General features: G+C 66.5%; 21 protein-coding genes and 2 pseudogenes. 11 read left to right on the forward strand and 12 right to left on the reverse strand.

Going from position 1 to position 17,417, the window contains the following annotated elements; all coding sequences use genetic code 11:
• Positions 1-121 precede the first annotated feature (121 nt).
• A complete protein-coding gene (locus OG905_RS02925) occupies positions 122-292 on the reverse strand; it encodes a hydrophobic protein (RefSeq protein ID WP_328666005.1) in 171 nt (56 codons plus the stop codon).
• Positions 293-473: 181 nt separating this feature from the next.
• Here OG905_RS02925 and OG905_RS02930 point away from each other — a divergent pair, with 181 nt between their 5' ends.
• A complete protein-coding gene (locus OG905_RS02930) occupies positions 474-914 on the forward strand; it encodes a hypothetical protein (protein ID WP_328666006.1) in 441 nt (146 codons plus the stop codon).
• A gap of 61 nt (positions 915-975) precedes the next feature.
• On the opposite strand, the pseudogene OG905_RS02935 reads toward OG905_RS02930, so the two are convergent.
• The 3 genes and pseudogenes from OG905_RS02935 to OG905_RS02945 form a co-directional block, all read right to left on the reverse strand.
• Positions 976-1,742, reverse strand: a pseudogene (locus OG905_RS02935) (SDR family oxidoreductase); the annotation flags it as partial.
• A 436-nt stretch (positions 1,743-2,178) separates the two neighbouring features.
• On the reverse strand, positions 2,179-2,901 hold the full coding sequence (locus OG905_RS02940) for a VOC family protein (protein ID WP_328666007.1): 723 nt from the start codon (positions 2,899-2,901) through the stop codon (positions 2,179-2,181).
• Positions 2,902-3,001: 100 nt separating this feature from the next.
• Complete coding sequence (locus OG905_RS02945) at positions 3,002-3,313, reverse strand: hypothetical protein (RefSeq protein ID WP_328666008.1); 312 nt, start codon at positions 3,311-3,313, stop codon at positions 3,002-3,004.
• Between the two features lie 101 nt (positions 3,314-3,414).
• Between OG905_RS02945 and OG905_RS02950 the strand changes: the two genes are divergently transcribed.
• The 4 genes from OG905_RS02950 to OG905_RS02965 all read left to right on the forward strand — a co-directional run bounded on the left by OG905_RS02950 (position 3,415) and on the right by OG905_RS02965 (position 6,840).
• Positions 3,415-3,987 (forward strand): TetR/AcrR family transcriptional regulator, encoded by a 573-nt coding sequence (locus OG905_RS02950; protein WP_328666009.1) that lies wholly within the window; start codon positions 3,415-3,417, stop codon positions 3,985-3,987.
• A gap of 108 nt (positions 3,988-4,095) precedes the next feature.
• Complete coding sequence (locus tag OG905_RS02955) at positions 4,096-4,944, forward strand: transposase family protein (RefSeq protein WP_328666010.1); 849 nt, start codon at positions 4,096-4,098, stop codon at positions 4,942-4,944.
• A gap of 209 nt (positions 4,945-5,153) precedes the next feature.
• Positions 5,154-5,816 carry an HAD family hydrolase gene (locus tag OG905_RS02960; RefSeq protein WP_328666011.1) on the forward strand — a complete coding sequence of 221 codons (663 nt, stop codon included), beginning with the start codon at positions 5,154-5,156 and terminating at the stop codon, positions 5,814-5,816.
• Between the two features lie 52 nt (positions 5,817-5,868).
• On the forward strand, positions 5,869-6,840 hold the full coding sequence (locus tag OG905_RS02965) for an LLM class F420-dependent oxidoreductase (protein ID WP_328666012.1): 972 nt from the start codon (positions 5,869-5,871) through the stop codon (positions 6,838-6,840).
• A gap of 76 nt (positions 6,841-6,916) precedes the next feature.
• On the opposite strand, the gene OG905_RS02970 is transcribed toward OG905_RS02965, so the two are convergent.
• The 5 genes from OG905_RS02970 to OG905_RS39045 form a co-directional block, all read right to left on the reverse strand.
• Complete coding sequence (locus OG905_RS02970) at positions 6,917-7,240, reverse strand: plasmid stabilization protein (RefSeq protein ID WP_328666013.1); 324 nt, start codon at positions 7,238-7,240, stop codon at positions 6,917-6,919.
• 365 nt (positions 7,241-7,605) lie between these two features.
• Positions 7,606-8,340 (reverse strand): metallophosphoesterase family protein, encoded by a 735-nt coding sequence (locus OG905_RS02975; protein WP_328666014.1) that lies wholly within the window; start codon positions 8,338-8,340, stop codon positions 7,606-7,608.
• Positions 8,337-8,591, reverse strand: coding sequence for a BON domain-containing protein (locus tag OG905_RS02980; protein ID WP_328666015.1), 255 nt, complete (start codon positions 8,589-8,591; stop codon positions 8,337-8,339). The genes OG905_RS02975 and OG905_RS02980 overlap by 4 nt, the downstream gene beginning before the upstream one ends.
• Entirely contained in the window at positions 8,588-9,304 is a 717-nt protein-coding gene (locus tag OG905_RS02985) for a hypothetical protein (protein ID WP_328666016.1), read from the reverse strand. The genes OG905_RS02980 and OG905_RS02985 overlap by 4 nt, the downstream gene beginning before the upstream one ends.
• 138 nt (positions 9,305-9,442) lie before the next feature.
• Positions 9,443-9,793 carry a DUF6479 family protein gene (locus OG905_RS39045; RefSeq protein WP_443043885.1) on the reverse strand — a complete coding sequence of 117 codons (351 nt, stop codon included), beginning with the start codon at positions 9,791-9,793 and terminating at the stop codon, positions 9,443-9,445.
• Between the two features lie 198 nt (positions 9,794-9,991).
• On the opposite strand from OG905_RS39045, the gene OG905_RS02990 reads away from it, so the two are divergent.
• Entirely contained in the window at positions 9,992-10,273 is a 282-nt protein-coding gene (locus OG905_RS02990) for a CDGSH iron-sulfur domain-containing protein (protein WP_328666017.1), read from the forward strand.
• Positions 10,274-10,326: 53 nt separating this feature from the next.
• On the opposite strand, the gene OG905_RS02995 is transcribed toward OG905_RS02990, so the two are convergent.
• Complete coding sequence (locus OG905_RS02995; RefSeq protein WP_328666018.1) at positions 10,327-10,980, reverse strand: HemK2/MTQ2 family protein methyltransferase; 654 nt, start codon at positions 10,978-10,980, stop codon at positions 10,327-10,329.
• Positions 10,977-11,996, reverse strand: coding sequence for an iron-containing redox enzyme family protein (locus OG905_RS03000; RefSeq protein ID WP_328682002.1), 1,020 nt, complete (start codon positions 11,994-11,996; stop codon positions 10,977-10,979). The genes OG905_RS02995 and OG905_RS03000 overlap by 4 nt, the downstream gene beginning before the upstream one ends.
• 107 nt (positions 11,997-12,103) lie before the next feature.
• Between OG905_RS03000 and OG905_RS03005 the strand changes: the two genes are divergently transcribed.
• Positions 12,104-13,375, forward strand: a complete 1,272-nt coding sequence (locus tag OG905_RS03005) for a peptide ligase PGM1-related protein (protein WP_328666019.1) — start codon at positions 12,104-12,106, stop codon at positions 13,373-13,375.
• Between the two features lie 112 nt (positions 13,376-13,487).
• On the opposite strand, the gene OG905_RS03010 is transcribed toward OG905_RS03005, so the two are convergent.
• Positions 13,488-13,760, reverse strand: coding sequence for a CsbD family protein (locus tag OG905_RS03010; RefSeq protein ID WP_328666020.1), 273 nt, complete (start codon positions 13,758-13,760; stop codon positions 13,488-13,490).
• A 276-nt stretch (positions 13,761-14,036) separates the two neighbouring features.
• On the opposite strand from OG905_RS03010, the pseudogene OG905_RS03015 reads away from it, so the two are divergent.
• The 4 genes and pseudogenes from OG905_RS03015 to OG905_RS03030 all read left to right on the forward strand — a co-directional run bounded on the left by OG905_RS03015 (position 14,037) and on the right by OG905_RS03030 (position 17,399).
• Positions 14,037-14,730: pseudogene (locus tag OG905_RS03015) on the forward strand (UdgX family uracil-DNA binding protein).
• Positions 14,731-14,735: 5 nt separating this feature from the next.
• On the forward strand, positions 14,736-15,104 hold the full coding sequence (locus tag OG905_RS03020; protein WP_328666021.1) for a low affinity iron permease family protein: 369 nt from the start codon (positions 14,736-14,738) through the stop codon (positions 15,102-15,104).
• Between the two features lie 193 nt (positions 15,105-15,297).
• A complete protein-coding gene (gene ctaD / locus OG905_RS03025) occupies positions 15,298-17,013 on the forward strand; it encodes an aa3-type cytochrome oxidase subunit I (protein ID WP_328666022.1) in 1,716 nt (571 codons plus the stop codon).
• The gene (locus OG905_RS03030) at positions 17,010-17,399 is read left to right on the forward strand and encodes a cytochrome c oxidase subunit 4 (RefSeq protein WP_328666023.1); all 390 of its coding nucleotides are present in this window, start codon (positions 17,010-17,012) and stop codon (positions 17,397-17,399) included. Before ctaD ends, OG905_RS03030 begins: the two co-directional genes overlap by 4 nt.
• The last annotated feature ends 18 nt before the right edge of the window (positions 17,400-17,417 follow it).

A 17,417-nucleotide genomic window follows, 5' to 3' on the forward strand; every position in this document is an offset into this window, starting at 1 on the left:
GCGATGGCGATCATGCGGCGCTCGGGCGCTGCGCTGCTCCCGCCCGTTGCGGACGTACGGCACGCCAGTGGCGACGCCTCCGTCCGTGCAGCCCCGTTCCACCGCCGTCACAGGGCCTCGTCTACCAGCGGTACCAACGCGAACGTCCGCCTCCGGCGACCGGGCCCCGGAACAGGAACCCCAGCAGCCAGACCACCAGCACGACCAGCGCGATCCACCAGAGAACCTTGGCGGCGAACCCGACCCCGAAAAGCAGCAGGACCAGAAGGAGCACCAAGAGCAGCGGGACCATGGCGATACCTCCTCATCACCGGGTCTTCGGCATGCACGTGCCCCGAGCATGCGGACTTACGCATCACCGAAGAGTCGGTTTGACTCCGAGCACTCCGGGAATCCGAGAATCACTCGCCGGTGGTTGACATGGTTCACTTCTGGTTCGTCCGCCCCACCGGCAGCGAAAGATGGCTCGTCCGATGAATACGCCCCTTGAACATCCAACCGGGGATACTCGCGAATTCGAGCTGCTGCACGTGACGTTGCAAGCGGAGGGCCACGACGATCTTGTTGTCGCGCTGCCGACATCGGACGAATCCGAAGCCTCACCGCAGCCCGCTCCTTTCTCCCTCAGGGAGGGTGCAGAAATCCGGATCACGCTGGTCTTCCGTGTCGGGAGGGCCGTCGAGAGGCTCAAGTTCGTCGACGAGAGAAAGCGGCAGGGAGCGGTGGTGGGCAAAACCGAGGTGATGCTGGGCAGCTTCAGGCCCGGCGGTCCCTATGAGCTGGTCCTCCCTCTCGAGCGGCTGCCGATAGGGCACTTGGCGCGCGACACGTACGAGGTGACAGGGACGTTCGTAGACGCCGACGACAACGTCCTGGGCTACGAGACCCACAGGTTCGAGATCACGAAGGACTGAGCGAGCCTCCCGGCGAGGGCAGAGCGGGACTCATGCGTGGCCGCGGCGGCGAAGCAGTCCCACCGCCGTCGCCGCACCGCGGCTCCCAGAGATTGGCGGGCTGTGCCGTGTCCCGGGGCTGCGAGGTCTGCTGAGCCCCGAATCCCCTTCTGGCGAGGTAGCGGTCCAGCAAGGCGGGGCAATCCTGTTCGCGACGATCGTTCCCACGGTCGAGCCACCCACCCAGTACCCGCGCCGCCGGGGATGATCGGCCGCGTACAGCACGGCGTCGGCGGCCACCTCCGGCTGATAGATCGGGGGCACGGGCTGGGCCCTCCGGGGCAGCCGGGAGAGGACCCAGCGGAACTGCGGAGTATTGAGGGCCGGCAGCTGGACCATGGTCACATGGACACCGCCGCCGCCATGCAACAGCTCGCAGCGCAGGGACTCGTGGAGGCCCATGAGCGCGTGTTTGGCGGCGCAATAGGCCGCCTGCAGCGGGATGCCGCGGCAGCTCAGGGCCGAGCCGACCTGCACGATGGTGCCTCGGTTGCGGGGCAGCATCCTGCTGAGCGCGATCTGGGTCGCGTATACGCACCCCAGGTACGTCACCTCGGTGACTCTGCGGAACTCCTCGGGTCGGATCTGCGTGACGGGTGCGAAGACGGTGGTGAACGCGGAGTTCACCCATACATCGATGGGGCCCAGCTCGTTTTCGACCCGCTCGGCGGCCCGCGCCAGCTGCTCGTGATCCGCGGTGTCCACACAGATGGGCAGAGCGCTTCCACCCGCCGCCCGCACCTCCTCGGCCGCACCCTGAAGGCCGCGCTTCCCCCGCGCCAGCAGAGCCCTCCCCGTCATGTCGACGGTCAGGTGGAGAGCCCGTGAGCCTGGCCGAACGGCACCGACGCACGACCGGGGCACGCGCGCTGCGCAGAGCGCTGCCTGTCATCGTTGATCACGCCAAACTTTGGCGATCCCCGGCAGACCCGACGGCCGGTTTCGCGCGGCTTCGAGACTGCGCCGTGGCCACAGAATCGCCCTTCCGCGCTGCCTGCTCGACGTCGTACTGGAGGGCCAGCGTGCCGGGCACCTCTATCCGCCGCCCGGCGCGGACCTGACCGCGGACCGTGTAGGCGGGGGCGCGTTCGAGGTCGGCGTGGATATGCCCGGGTGGACGTGTCCCACATACGGCAAGTGGTCGCTCGAGTCGTTGTCCTGCGTCGCCCAGCGGTAACAACTTGGTGCGCGATTGCCTGGGGTAACGCGTTCGGGCGGAGCGGGGCTATCGGACGTGCTGGGTAAGGCTGAACAGAGCGCCGGTGGGATCGCGCAAGGCCACGTCTCCGTTGGAGTCCTGGCGCACTTCGGTCGCACCGAGCTGTCGGGCCCGTTTGGCGTCGGCATGGGGTCTGTTGCTGGCGAAACTGACCAGCCAGAGTGATCGCTGTGCCGTGGGTTTCGCTGGCGGCGGGCTGACAGCGGCGATGGAGTTGTCCGGCAACCGGAACCTGGTGTGCTGGGGGTTGGAGTTCCAGTGCAGGGCTGGTCGGTAGAAGGCGGCGGCTTGCGCGCAGTGGTCGGTGAGAAGGCTGATGCCGGCGAAGGTACCCGGTTCGTGGTTCAGCTGTATGCCGTCATGGGTGCCGGGCTGCCAGAGTGACAGTGGTGCGCCGACGGGGTCGAGCGTGACGGCGGCGTGGCCGAGCGTCCCGACCCGGGTGGGTGGCACGACGATCTGGGCGCCCAGGTTCGTGAAGCGGGTGGCGGTGGCGTGGATGTCCGACACGGTGACGTTGATCGTCCAGTACGGTGCGCCGGCGTCCTCGGCCGGCCCCAGGGCGGCGACGAGATGTCCGCGCAGCGCGCAGAGCCTGTAGCCGTTGAAGTCCGGTGGGGCGACGGTCCAGCCGAACAGTGCGGTGTAGAACGCCGTCGTCGTCTCCATGTCGGGGGTGCCGAGGTCGATCCAGCTCACGGTGTTCTCGGGGTGCTGCGTGATGTTCATCGAGATGACTTTCCGTTGAGGCCGCCTCGCCCCGGCAGTGGAGCGAGGCGGTGTTCAGAGCCGACTCGGCGGCGACGTGCGGTCGCGGCAACCTGTGGTGTCAGGTGTAGTAGGGCGAGTTCAGGTCGATACTGGCGTCTTTGACGATGTCGCCGTCGAACAGTCGTGTCGTTGCCGGGGCTCCGGCCCGGCGGGCTTCTTCGGCGAAGGGGCCCTGAGCGAAGGCCAGGGCGTTCTCGGCGCTGTCAAACTCGTAGAAGCCACCTACGGTGTGCGTTCCGATGCCGGACAGCCACGTCTTGCGGATCAGGCCCGGTGCGGTCTTCAGTGCCGCGTTGATCTGGTACCAGTCGAACTGCTCGAACGGCACTGCCGCCTGGATCTCGGTGTAGAGAAATGTCTTGCCCATCACGAACCTCCGGTTTCGGGGGCTGTCCAGCCCGCGCTACTAGTACGTGCGTCCTAGTGATGCGAGCATGGACTAGGATGGACGTACTAGTCAAGGGGGTCGCGATGGCCGTGGACACGAAGTCCCGCATGATCAGCGCAGCAATCGGACTGCTGCAGCGCCACGGCCTGGCCGTGATGTCCTTCACCGACGTCCTGGCCGAGAGCGGTGCCGCGCGGGGAGCGATCTATCACCATTTCCCGGGCGGCAAACAGCAACTCGCCCTCGAAGCCGCCCGCCGCAACGCAGAAGACGTCCGCAGTCACCTGCACGAACTGCCGGCCCGCTCGCCACGCGAAGTCGTGGAGGCGTTCCTTCGCAGCGTGCGCCCCGTGGTGCAGGCGTCCGCCGGGGGCGGCGGCTGCGCAATCGCGGCGGTCACCGTCGATGGCGGTGCGGCCATTGCCGACCAGAGCAGCCTGCGTACTGTCGCGGCCGAAGCGTTCACCGGCTGGGTCGGCGAGCTCACCGGAAAACTCACCCACGCCGGAATGAGCTCGTCCCAGGCCGCTGATCTGGCCACCCTCATGATCGTCACACTCGAAGGCGCGCACATCCTGTGTCGTGCTGCAGGCAGCATCGCCCCTTTCGACAGAGCTGCTGCGGCCCTGCTCTCCGACCTCCCGAGTTCGGGTTGACCCGGTGCCGGACCACAACCACGTGGCGCGCTGACACGATCAGGCTGCTGCCACGACATGAACGCTGCTGCCACGACATGAACAGGGCCGCATGGGTTGGGTGTTGCTGTGACGCAATACCTTGGCCGCACGGCCTTGTCCCATCGTGTCTTCACCGGCCTCCAGCGCCGTCGACTCGGTTCGCTGATCGCAGAGTTGGCCGAAGCATGGATGGCCGCCGAGGAGGGCCGACTGCACGAGCGCCGAGGCCGCAGCCGGTTGCGCGCGGCCGGCGCAGGACCCAATCACCAGCTGGTGTTCACCGACCGGGTCATCGCCACGCTGGTCGTCCTGCGATTCCAGCTCCCGCACGCGGCTCTGGCCCTGCTCTACGGAGTGGACCGCTCCACGATCACCCGGGCTGTCCACGAAGTCCGTCCCCTTCTGGCAGCTCGTGGCTTCGCCGTTCCCGGACATAACGACCTGCGGCTTCGCACTCTCGCGGACGTCTTCGCCTATGCGGCGGCCGAGGACGTCGAACTGCGGCTGGACGGGACGGAGGTCCGGGTTCGACGACCCCGGGCGAACAAGCCAGGCCGTCGCGCCTTCGTCTCGGGCAAGATGCGGCAGAACACCAAGAAGGCCACCGTCGTCACTGACGGGCAGGGCCGAACCCTGTGGGCCGGGGCCTTCCGGCCCGGCCGAATGCACGACCAGACAGCCGTGACGACCGAGGGAGTCTGCGAGTTGTTCGAGCAGTACCCCCAAGTCAGGGCCAAGGTCGACGCGGGCTACCGGGGACTTGCCAAGCAGTTTCCCTACCAGGTCCAAGCCCCGCCGCTCAAACCGAAGAAGGGCGCCCCGCCCGAAGACATCGCCGCCTGGGACGCAGCCCGCCATCAGCAGTCCTCGGAGCGCATACATGAACCGGCCCATGTGACTGTTCCGGCTCCGGCGCTCATGGATGCTGCTCCCTGACGTGGTTCGTCCTGCGGCTCGTCGGGTTCGTGCGTCTGGTCCATATGGACCTTGAATACCTCCTGCTCCCGCACTGACGCGCCTTTCAGCCCGCGTCCCCCGAATCCACGCGGTGGAGATGCGTTGAGCCGCTGGCCGGAGTGCCATAGAGGGACCAGAAGGTGGAGCAGGTGATCACTCCACTCCGGCACGCTGACGGAAGGAACCCCATGCCACGCGCCGCCGTGTTCGATGTCGACGGCACCTTGGTCGACACCAATCACCTTCATGTGGCCGCCTGGTGGGAGGCGTTTCGGCAGGCGGGCCACACGGTTCCCATGCATGCCATCCATCGGGCCATCGGGCTCGGATCCTACGACCTCATTGCCCATCTGCTGGGAGACGAGCGCGACCGCGGCGAGGACGACACCCTCGCTGCGGGGCACAAAGCTCTGTACGGGACGTACTTCGGCCGGCTGCCAGCGTTCAAGGACGCCGGCCCGCTCCTGCGCGCACTGGCCGACAAGGGCTGGACCGTCGTTCTGGCCACGTCCGCCAGTGGGAGGGAACTGGAGGCCCTGAAGCGTGCCATCGACGCCGACGACGCCATCAGCGCCAGCGCCAGCGTTGACGACGTGCAGGCCGGGAAACCGGCGCCGGACCCCGTCGAGCAGGCTCTGGAACTCGCCGGTGTCCCGGCGGAGCGAGCCGTCCTCGTCGGCGACACCGTATGGGACATGCGGGCCGGCTCCCAGGCCGGGGTCACCTGTGTGGGTGTGCTGTGCGGCGGCATTCCCCGGGGCGATCTGGAGAACGCAGGAGCCGCCGCGATCTTCAACCATCCGTCCCATCTGTTGCGGTCCCTGGACAACAGCCCCCTCGCGGACAGCTGACGCCTCAGAACCCGTCGCCGCTGACTGCCTAGCCGGAACGGATGCCTGAACCATGGTGCAATTCGGATACACGATGATGACCGAACAGGCAGGACCCCGCGCGCTGGTAGATCATGTAGTGGGAGCGGAAGCCGCTGGATTCGACTTCTCGGTCACGTCGGACCACTACTTTCCCTGGCTCCGGTCGCAAGGCCACTCCCCCTACGCGTGGAGCGTTCTCGGCGCGGCCGCTCAGGCGACCTCACGCATTCCGCTCATGACGTACGTGACATGCCCGACGTTCCGCTACCACCCGGCGGTGGTGGCGCAGAAGGCGGCGACCATGCAGTTGCTGTCCGAGGGCAGGTTCCGGCTGGGGCTGGGGTCCGGGGAGAACCTCAACGAACATGTCGTGGGCGGCGGTTGGTCACCGGTGAATGTACGGCACGAGATGCTCGAGGAGGCCGTCGGTATCATCCGCGCGCTCTTCGACGGGGGCCATGTCACCCACCACGGAGCCCACTTCGATGTGGACTCGGCCCGGCTGTGGGATCTGCCGGACGACCTACCGCCCATCGGGATCGCTGTCTCTGGAGAGCAGTCCTGCTCCATCGCCGGTCGCCTCGCCGACTTCGTCATCGCCACGGAGCCGGAAAGGGATCTGCTGACCTCGTTCGACCGGCACGGCGGAGAGGGCGAGGCTCGCGTCGGACAGCTGCCGGTCTGCTACGACCGTGACCGGGACGCGGCGGTACGCCGAGCCCATGACCAGTTCCGCTGGTTCGGCGGCGGCTGGAAGGTGAATGCGGAACTACCGCATCCGGAGTCCTTCGAGTCGGCCACCCAGTTCGTACGTCCTGAGGACGTCGCCGGCGCCGTTCCGTGCGGGGACAGCATCGACGACTTCGTCGAAGCCGTACGCCCGTTTGTCGACGCCGGCTTCACGGAGGTCGCACTCGTGCAGATCGGCGGCGAGACCCAGCACGAATACCTTGATTGGTCGGAAAAGAGGCTGCTGCCCGCCCTCAGCGAGGCCTTCGGGTAAGTGCACAAGGAAGGCCTGGGCGCAGCCGGGGCATCAGTGACGCCCGCCGCGCCCAAGTGGATAACGCTGTTTTCGTTCAGTGCCCCAGAGACCGTTTCAGCTCGGCCTTGTTCATCGAGGACCGGCCATGGATATTGCGGCGCTGCGCCTCCGCATACAGCTGGTCGTACGTGGGGCCTTCGGAACCGCTGTGGGAGCGCTGACCGCCACGCTTCGACGATGACATGTCCTGCGTCGACGACTTGCTCGCGGTGCGCGACTCGCCAGAGCGCGCGCGCTCCTTGTTCACAGTTCGGGCTGCGATTTCCTTCGCCCGCTCTTTGCTCTCACCACGTTGCTCGGCACTCTCCTTGATGTGCTCGTACTGGCGCTCCCGCTTAGGACTCGAACCGCGAGGCATGACCACTCTCCTTATATTCCTGTGCCCTTCCGATCCCCGAGCGGCTCCGATCCCCGAGAGGGTATTCAGTCCTCGCCACGGACGATGTTCCATTCCGGACCGCTCTCCGCTTCCGCCGGCTCTCCGCTCCCCCTGTCGAGAACGGCAGCGCGGCACATACGGACGCTCTGTTCAGCGGTCGTCTCATACCCGATCGGTTCGGTTTCGGCCAGCTTATCCACGGCTGACATCTCCTCAAGCCGTTAACTCGTCAGGTCATCGGCTCCAGCCCACAAGGACGAGCCGCAAGCGATCTTCGCTCGCCTGACGACGTTCATGAATTCGGGTACCCAGGACGGAGCGGATCACTCACCACATTGTTGGCGTCACGACGTGGGTAGCGCTCGCAGATGATAGATGGCGAACGCACGTCCGATCACGGGCTGAGCCACGTTGCGTACGCGCACTCCGCCCGCCGTCATTCCGTGTTCGACACCCCGATGCGCATGGCCGTGCACGGCCAGGTCGGCGCCTGCCTCGTCCACGGCCTGGGCCAGCAGATAGCTGCCGAGGAAGGGATAGATCTCAGGCGGTTCCCCGGCGAGAGTGTCGGGCACTGGCGAGAAGTGCGTCAGAGCGATCCGCACCGAACTGCCTCGAGCCGCGAGTCCTTCCAGCGAGCGACGCAGGTTCGCCGCGCTACGGCGGGTGCAGCGGACGAACGCCTTCATCTCCGGCTCACCGAACTCACCGGCGCACGTTCCGGCATAGCCACCCCCGAACCCCTTTGTGCCCGCGATCCCGACCTTCGTCCCGCGGATGTCCAGCACAGTGCCGTCGCCCTCCAGCACGGTAACTCCTGCCGCGCTAAGGACCGTAGTCACCTCGGCCGCGAGATCGCTGTGGTAGTCGTGGTTACCCAGTACGCCCACGACCGGGACGGGAAGTCCGGCCACCTCTTCGGCGACGACATCGGCCTCCTCGATGGTGCCGTGGCGAGTGAGGTCGCCTGCGAGCAGCAGCACATCGGCGCAGTCCCCCAGGGTGTCGAAGGCGGGCCGGAGCAGACCCCGGCAATCCTCGCCGAGGTGGATGTCGCCGACGGCCGCTATCCGGATCATGGCAGTTCCTCAGGCGCGTCGGGGGCGGTGGCGGAGAGGACCACCAGATCCGATCGCACCGGGACGGCGCCGAGCTCTTCCGCTGCGATACGCAGGATCTCGTCCCGGTGTTCGGCCGTGGCGACGGTGCCGGAGAGCAGTACTGCCCGGCCGCGTTGCTCTATCTGTATGCCCAGCTCGGCCACCTCGTCGCCGGCCAGTCGGTCGCACAGCTGGGCGATGCGGTAGTCGCTGATGCCGGAGGAGTTCATGAAACTGCCTCCCGGGGGCCGGGATCGATGACCCCGAGCCGTTCGAGCAGATAAAAGAATGCGTCTGGCAGGGGCTCCTGCTGGTATTCGTCCCGCAGCTTGTCCCAGTCGATGCGTTCCCGCAGGGTCCGGCCTATGTGGAGCAGGGGGCCGAAGTCGCAGTGCTGCTCGGACAGGGCGGCGAGCTGACTGCTCAGCAGGTCGTACGGAGCCAGCATCGGCATGCGCACCGACTCGACGGGCAGCATCGGCGCTCGAGCCAGCATTTCAGCGGTAACCGGCCGCCGCGCCAACTCGTAGATCAAGTCGACGCCCTCGCCGCTCGCGCGGGCCTTGACCAGCCAGTCCTCCGCAGCGGGGACGAATTCGACATCACCTTCCCGCAGCGCCGCCACCACTCCTTCGACATCTTCGCGTCTGATGCAGAAGTCGGTGTCATGTTGGAGAACCACCGGTACTCCGTGCGCGTGAGCGGCGACACTGCCCGCCAGCGCGAAGGGATAGCCCGACGTCTTGATTATTGCGGCGACATGCTTGGTGGCCTCGAGGATTGCCTGCGAGTGATCCGGGGGGAGCGGTCGGGGCGGGCGGCCCGCGGACGGCCGGAGCGCTGCGGCCCCGGCCGGGCCGGACTCCACCGTGCGGGATTCCGTTTCAGGGCCTTCTTCGGCATGCGGCCGCCCGGTCCTGTGGGTCTCCTTCGCGTTGTTCATTGCGGAACTCCGTCCTGGCGGCCGGGGCGACCGGCGTGCCCAAAAGGTCTCCTTCGCGGCCGGAGGCGGTCTTCGGCGGGCGACTACCCCTTCCGCGGGACCCCAAGCGCGCGCCGGTCGCGGCCTCCGCTTCCGAACCTATCCACTATCGCCATTGTGTTTCGGGCGCTCCATGTCGCGAGCCGGCCGGGAACCCTGGTTTCCGTAACCCCTCAGCTCATGAGGAGTGAGCCTCTCGCCCTCGCTACCGAAGTCGTCGGCTTCACGATCAATGTGTGTGCGACGTGAACGGTGGCGGGATTGTGCGCCGGGTCGGGACGGCAGGCCGCGGCCGCGCTTGATGCCCCAGCCCACCAAGCCGATCAAGAAAGCCACCAGAACGATTCCAACGACGAACGGGGCAATACCCGTCACCCATTCGTTCTCGGCGGCAGCGCTGGCCATACCCCCGGGGCCAAATGCGACTACGAATGAATTCATGGCGATCATTTACTCCCTTGAGGTGCTCCGGAAGCGAGGTCGGTGCGAGCAGACATCACTCTGCGCCAGGCACTACGGGTAACCACAAACCTCTCTCATGAACCTCACGCCTGGTTCTCGCGCGCCCCTCGGGGCCACACCACTGCATGTTCGCCCCGCAACGGGGCAGTGGCGGAAGATATCGGACGGACCATCTGGCGGTTGGCAATGCTCGAATCGAATGCGAACACGAACGCCCATCCGGATGACTCACGACGGAGGGACGCGCCCAAAACGGCGAACGCATCGGCGCCCAGGGCCCCACGCGTCACCCCGCTTAAGGACGGCCCGCTGCTCATGGAGGGGCCGGTGGAGATCGTGATGCCGGACGGGACCGTCCAGCTGTCGGAACGCCCGACCGTGGCCTTCTGCACGTGCCGACGCAGCCTGCGCTTCCCCTTCTGCGACACCAGCCACCGCCGCCACGTACGCCTCGGCGGGCGTTTCTGAACTTGGTGTGCCCATCGCTGCAGGCCGGGGCAGTTCCGGAACGGACGTATGCGTCAGTGGGCCCGTTCCGCACGGATCACCACCAGCTCTTCCTTCTCCCCATCAGGCCCCAGCAGACCCAGTTGGTGCAGCCAGGGCTGACGGGATCGCAGGACAGGGCCGAATGTCACGGAACGGCGCTCCGTCACGATGGCCGTCAGGCCGGCTGAGCGCAGGCGCTCCAGGGTGCGTACTTCGCCGCTCAGTGCGGAGTGCACCACGAGCAGCACGCCGCCTTGCCGTAGCAGTGGCGGCGCCTCCGCGCAGATCCGATCGAGGATCACACGGCCGTCGCTACCGCCGTCCCAAGCCCGCGCAAGGCCCCGGCGTGGTTGAGTCAAGGTCGGGCTCGGCACGTAGGGCGGGTTGGTCACGATGAGGTCGAAGGTGCGCCCCGCGACCGGTGCCGTGAGGTCGCCGCGCAGCACCCTCACCCGCTTCCCAGCCAGCGTGGCATTGAGCCGCGCCGTCCACACGGCGCGACGCGAGATGTCCACCGCTGTGACATGCGCTCCTCGCACCGCCGCGGCCAGGGCCAGCGCTCCGGCGCCCGTGCCGACATCGAGGACCTGAGCCCGGGGCGGCAGCACCTCGTGGTGGAGGCAACCGGCCAGCAGCGCCGTGTCGTCCTGCGGGGCATACACGCCCGGCAGGACCACAAATGTCATGATCCTTCAGCCTGTCCGCTCACGTACAGTGACGTCCTGCTGTCCCTCCACGCGTCCAGAAGATGGTCGCCAAGAAGGTCCTCAAGATGAACCGTCGCGTCGATGCCAAAGGCGATGTCGGCCTCCAAATGAGGCTCCTCCTCCAGGAGTCCGCCGATGACCTCACGCCGGACGATCTGCTCATGCACGGCGTCGGCCTCGACATGCTCGCTGTAGAAGAACTCCGCGGCCGGCCCCGCCCCGGTGCGTCGCATGGCCTCGGCCAGCCGCCGCGACCCAGGGGACGACGTGACCTCGACGGCCGCGAAATGTCCGACCAGGCATCCGCGCAGCACCCGGTGCAGACCGAAAAGCGACATCAGGTTCACCGTGGCCAGCATGGGTGCCGCAGTGTCGTCGACGTAGTGGCCGTACGTGGTGTCGAGACCCAGGTCTTTCATGAGGTCGGCGAAGAGTTGAGCGTGCACTCGCTCCGCCCGCCCGCCGCCGTATTCATCGAATTCCACGGCCGCCATACCAGCCTTGGCGCGCCCCCAGAGCCGGGGCAGAACCCAGACCTGCGGATCGGCCTCCTTCAGGTGATACGCGGATCGCTGGGCGGCGAATTCGTTCAGCTGCCACAGCTCTCCCTTGTCCTGAAGGAAGTGGGAGACACTCGTGCCCTGTACAGGCTCCACAAGGAGCCCCGCCAGTGCGGCGTCCACGGTTTCGTGGCGGCGGGCGTCTTTCCGCAAGGTGGTGAGGAACTGGTGCTCGAGGCGGCTGCGCAGGCTCAGCAGCGCCGGATCCCACTCGAAGGACGGGCTGACTCCCGCGAATCCGCGGTAATGGAGTTCGTAACAGACGTACAGGGCCAGTTGAAGATCGTCCCCGTAGGGGTTCAGGTCCTCGGGCGGCACATCCGTGGCAGAGGACAGCGAAGCCTGTCCGCCGAGGTAGCCAAGAATCGCTGCCGAGAGTTTCCCACGCTCCTGCGGCAGCACCGGTCCCTGTTGATCGATGCCTATTTCGGTCATGTCGCTCATGTACCCCGTCTACGCCCGACCACCGGTCGACCCGCTGCTCGGGTCAGTGGCGATTCCGCCGGGTGCGCCCCCTGCCCCGCTCGGGTAGGCATGGCACGGTGGAGCAGTACCGCAGCCCGCTGATCGTTTACGCGAACTTCCACTCCGACATGGCCGTGGAGGTAACCGCTCGCGACGTACTGAACCGATGGGCCGAACAGGCTCCGCGCAAGATCTGGCTGATGCGGCCTGGCGATGTACTTGTCACGCCCGTCTCTCTCAGCTCTCCCTTCAGGCAATACGCGGCCGAGTTGCTGCGCGTGCCGGCCGACTCCGTCACCGTGGTCACGGCGCCACCCGTGGGCGGAGTTCCCATGGCGGAGGCCGTGCGCCGGGCCGGGCTGATGGACACACTCCATACACTCACCGCCGAGCGGCCCGGGATTCAGCTGCTCCCCGTCGCTTTGGACGCTTCCACCGTCGACTTCGCGGCGCAGCTGGGCGTACCGGTGGCTCCGTACGGGCCGGAGGGACCGAAGGCGAGCGCCGTGGAGGCCGCGTACCGCCTCAACACGAAGAGCGGCTTTCGTGCTGTCGCCGGCGGTCTGGGCATACGGCTGGCGCCCGGAGAGGTCTGCGGCGGCAAGAATCTCTCAGGGACAGTCGGGGCCATGCTGGCTCGGTATGAGCGGGTCGTGGTCAAGCCGGACCGCTCCGCCGGCGGCTACGGGCTGAGGTTCGTCTCTCGTACGGACCCGGTGCCCGCCCCCGGAGAGCAGGCAGGCGCATGGGTGGTGGAGCAGTGCCTCGATGCCGTTCGGGCTGTCAGCGTCCAGATGGAGGCGTTCCCGGCTGGGCCTCGCCTGTTGTTCAGCGGTGAGATGCGCACGACGACCGGCTCTTTCGTCGGCTATGTCTCACCCCTGGAGGAGCGTGCAGGCACCTTCGTGAAGGAGTTGTGGCGCTGGGGCTCGGCGCTCGGACACCATCTGGCCGGTCACGGGTACATCGGCCCCTACGGAATCGACGCCGTCCTGGCCTCGGACGGCAGGCTGTACGCCACGGAGAGCAATGTCCGCAGGACAGCGACCATCACGCCGTGGGTCATGGTCGATCGGCTCAGCCGCACTGGGAAGCTCAGCGAGCCGGCCTGGCTCCTGGGAAGGGGGCGGTCGCGGGCACGGCACAGCTTCGCCGGCGCGGTCGCCCTGCTACGGGCGGAAGATCTGGCCTGGGAACCGAGCCGCCAGATGGGCGTGGTGCTGTATGCGGACGCTCCTGCCGACAGGCGGTCCTGGCGCTATGCCGTGATCGGAGCCAACCGCTCAAGAGTGACGGAACTTGAGGCGGCCTTGCGAAACGTCATGAAGCTCGAGGTCATCCTGGAGTGACTCTGCCGCACACCGTTACGTCCTGAGGAGGAGAACGTGCGCACGCAGCGGCCCCGGACAGGGGATTCAATTCCATCCGGGGCCTGTGGTGGCATCGTGCAGTGACGAACCCTCACTTGTGCCTGCGAATCTTTCCCTTGACTTCCTCCGCCGTACCTTTGACCTTGTCTGCCATCTCTCCTACGGCCCGGCGCGCCTTCCCCTCGATGCGGTCGCCAGTCCCCTTCACGCGCAGGTCGTCCCGCCCCGTAGCTCGCCCGATCTTTTGCTTGGCCTTGCCCACTGTCTCCTGGGCGATGCCCCGGATTCTCTTACCCTCAGCCACGCGGATCAGCTCCTCGACCGAGTAACGGCCCTTTCCGTTACTTAATGCGACTACCTCCATCAGGAGACTGCAAACGTCATTTACCACACCGCCGTGAGGAGCAGGCCGCACGAATAGGGGCCTGGATTGCAGAAGCAAAGAGACCAGCAATGGCGCGGCCGTCTATCCACGGGACGGTTTCCCGGCCATCGTGCGGGTATCCGCTGTGCGTCGGTTTGCGGCGCACCTCAGGCGGGCGCACGGTGAACAGGGCGCTGAGCTCCCAGCCGGATCCGGGAGGACAGCGGCGAAGAGAACCGTCATACCCCAGGCGGGCGGGAGGAGAGGCGGTCAGCCATGGACAGAGCACCTGAAGAGGGTGGGCTGGAGTACGACGCGACACCCTTCCTCCCCAGCCGTCGCGCGGGCTTGTCCGGCCTACGGAAAGCCGCGGCCGACTGCCGTGGATGCCCCCTCTACGCGAACGCGACACAAACCGTTTTCGGCGAGGGCGACGTCTCCGCGCGCCTGCTGCTGCTCGGGGAGCAGCCGGGTGACCAGGAGGACCGGCAGGGCAGGCCGTTCGTCGGCCCGGCGGGCAGGGTGCTGACGAGGGCCCTCGCGGATGCGGGAATCGACCCGGAACAGACGTACACCACCAATGCTGTCAAACACTTCAAGTTCACGATCCCCGAAGGCCGCAAGCGCCGTATCCACAAAGCCCCGGATCTGCGGGAGATGACGGCGTGCCGGCCTTGGCTTCTCGCCGAACTGCGGCTTGTCGCACCGGAATTGGTCGTGGCTCGGCGCGACCGCGGGCAAGGCACTGCTCGGATCGACCTTCCGGGTGACCCAGCAGCCGGGCGCGCTGCTGCCGTGGCCCACCCTTGACGATCATGGTGAGGCCGATGAGGGAATTCGAGGCCTGGTGGCCACGATCCACCCCTCGGCCGTGCTCCGCGCGGACGACCGCGAGCCGGTCTACCAAAGCCTTGTCTCGGATCTGCGCGTAGCTGCGGAGATTCTGGACGGCCACCAGGGAGGTGATTAGGTCTCATGACATTTCAACATCCAGCCGATCGCGGAGGCGAGGGGCGCGGGCGGTTCGAACGGCTGGCCGAGGCCGTTTCGAGATTCACCAGCTCCCTTGCATTCTTCTTGCTCTGTCTGGCCCTCGTGGCCGGTGTAGTGGCTGTGCACGCCGCCGGGCTGGAACTGGAATGGCAACTGTTCGCCCAAGGGTGGATGACGACGGTGACGCTCCTCCTCGTGGCCCTGCTGAAGAACTCGGAGCTGCGGGCCGAGCGCGCGATCCAGCGCAAGCTGGACGCCATCGCGGCCGCCCTGCTCGAACAACAAGAGGGCGAACGCGGAAAGGCACACGACGACCTCAAGGCCGCGATCCGGATGGAGGAGGAGACCTGAGCGCCCCCTTCGCGCCTTCGCGAAGGGAACGCCGTACGCCTCGATCCCCACGCTGCCGCAGCTCGCGGCCTCCACGCCGGTGAACTGACGAAATTCGAGGCTTTCCCGCCCGTCGCACACGCCATCCGTGATGCGAGGCTCCACCATCAATTCCGAAGCCGGAATGTGCCGTATCAGGGCGGACGGGGAAGCGATGTCGCAGGACCAGCAGGAAGCCACCTCGATCGAGGCAGCAGTCAGTAATCGGCGGATCAGAGCCGGCGTCCGGCTGATGGGCTGGCTGACGACCACGGACCACAAGGTCATCGGCAATCTCTACATGGTCACCGCTTTCGGATTCTTTCTGCTGGCCGGGCTGCTTGCGATGCTGATGCGAGCGGAACTGGCCCGCCCCGGTCTGCAGATCGTCAGCGCCGATCAGTACAACCAGCTGTTCACCGTGCATGGCACCATCATGATGCTGTTGTTCGCGACGCCGATGTTCGCCGGGTTCGCGAACGCCGTCATGCCGCTGCAGATCGGCTCACCCGACGTCGCTTTCCCTCGCCTGAACGCGCTCACGTACTGGCTCTTCCTCTTCGGCGGGCTGATCATCGTGTCGGGATTCATCGTCCCGGGCGGCGCGGCAGCCTTCGGTTGGTTCGCCTATGCCCCGCTGAACAGTGCCGTCTTCTCGCCGGGCGCCGGCGGTGACCTGTGGACCATGGGCCTGGTCCTCTCCGGGATCAGTACGACACTGGGAGCCGTGAATTTCGTCGCGACCATCGTCTGTCTGCGCGCTCCCGGCATGACGATGTTCCGCATGCCGATCTTCACCTGGAACGTACTCTTCACATCGATCCTGGCCTTGCAGGCATTCCCGGTGCTCGCCGCCGCACTGCTGGCCCTCGAAGCCGACAGAAAATTCGGGACCCATATCTACGACTCCGCCAACGGCGGCGCGCTGCTGTGGCAACACCTGTTCTGGTTCTTCGGTCACCCGGAGGTCTACATCGTCGCGTTGCCGTTCTTCGGCGTAGTGAGCGAGATCCTGCCCGTGTTCAGCCGGAAACCGATGTTCGGATACGTCGGCATGGTCGGTGCCACGATCGCCATCACTATGCTTTCGGCGGTCGTATGGGCTCATCACATGTTCGCCACGGGAGCGGTTCTGCTGCCGTTCTTCTCGGCCATGTCGTTCATCATCGCCGTGCCCACAGGAGTCAAGTTCTTCAACTGGATCGGCACGATGTGGAACGGAAGCGTCTCGTTCGAGACGCCCATGCTGTGGTCGCTGGGATTCCTGGTCACCTTCCTCCTCGGCGGCCTCAGTGGTGTGCTGATCGCGTCTCCCCCGCTGGACTTCCATCTCACCGACTCGTACTTCATCGTGGCCCACCTCCATTACGTGCTGTTCGGAACGGTGGTTTTCGCGATGTTCGCCGGGTTCTATTTCTGGTGGCCCAAGTGGACCGGACGGATGCTCGACGAACGCCTCGGGCGCATTCACTTCTGGACCCTGTTCGTCGGCTTCCAGACCACTTTCCTCGTCCAGCACTGGCTGGGAGAGAGCGGAATGCCGCGACGTTACGCCGACTACCTTGCGGCGGACGGCTTCACCCTCCTCAACACGATCTCCTCCATCGGCTCGTTTCTGCTGGGCCTGTCGACGTTGCCGTTCCTGTTCAACGTGTGGCGCACCAGTCGGCACGCGCCGAAGGTTGAGGTGGATGATCCCTGGGGGTTCGGTCGGTCAATGGAGTGGGCGACCTCGTGCCCGCCACCGCGCCACAACTTCACGGCTCTGCCGCGCGTGCGCTCCGACTCCCCAGCATTCGACCTCAACCACCCCGCTGTGACGGTAGGACCACCCATCGGCAGAGATGGCACCCCACCGACGCCGGACACACGGGGGGACGCGAACTCATGAAGACCGAGGCCATCCTCTTCGCCGGGGTCGCGGCGTTCTTTCTCGTGACCGGTGTTCTCTACGCCGTCTGGTCCAAGGATCCCGCCGGCACGGCTGCACTCACCTTCGCTTTCCTCATGGCGCTGCTCGTGTCGTTCGTCTTCGCCACGAACTACCGCAGGAAAGGACTGCGCCCCGAGGACCGAAAGGAGGGAGAGGTACAGGAGCGGGCAGGGCTGGTGGACTTCTTTCCTCCACACAGCGCCTGGCCGGTGCTGATCGCGACAGGCGTGGCCGTACTGGCCCTCGGGACGGTCTTTGGACTGTGGCTCTTCCTGATCGGGCTGGGCGTGGTCCTGGCGGGAGTGTGCGGAATGGTGTTCCAGTTCTCGCGGCCGCCGCTTTGAGACGACCGCACCTCAGCG

Source organism: Streptomyces sp. NBC_00322 (assembly GCF_036147535.1).
Classification (GTDB): Bacteria; Actinomycetota; Actinomycetes; order Streptomycetales; family Streptomycetaceae; genus Streptomyces.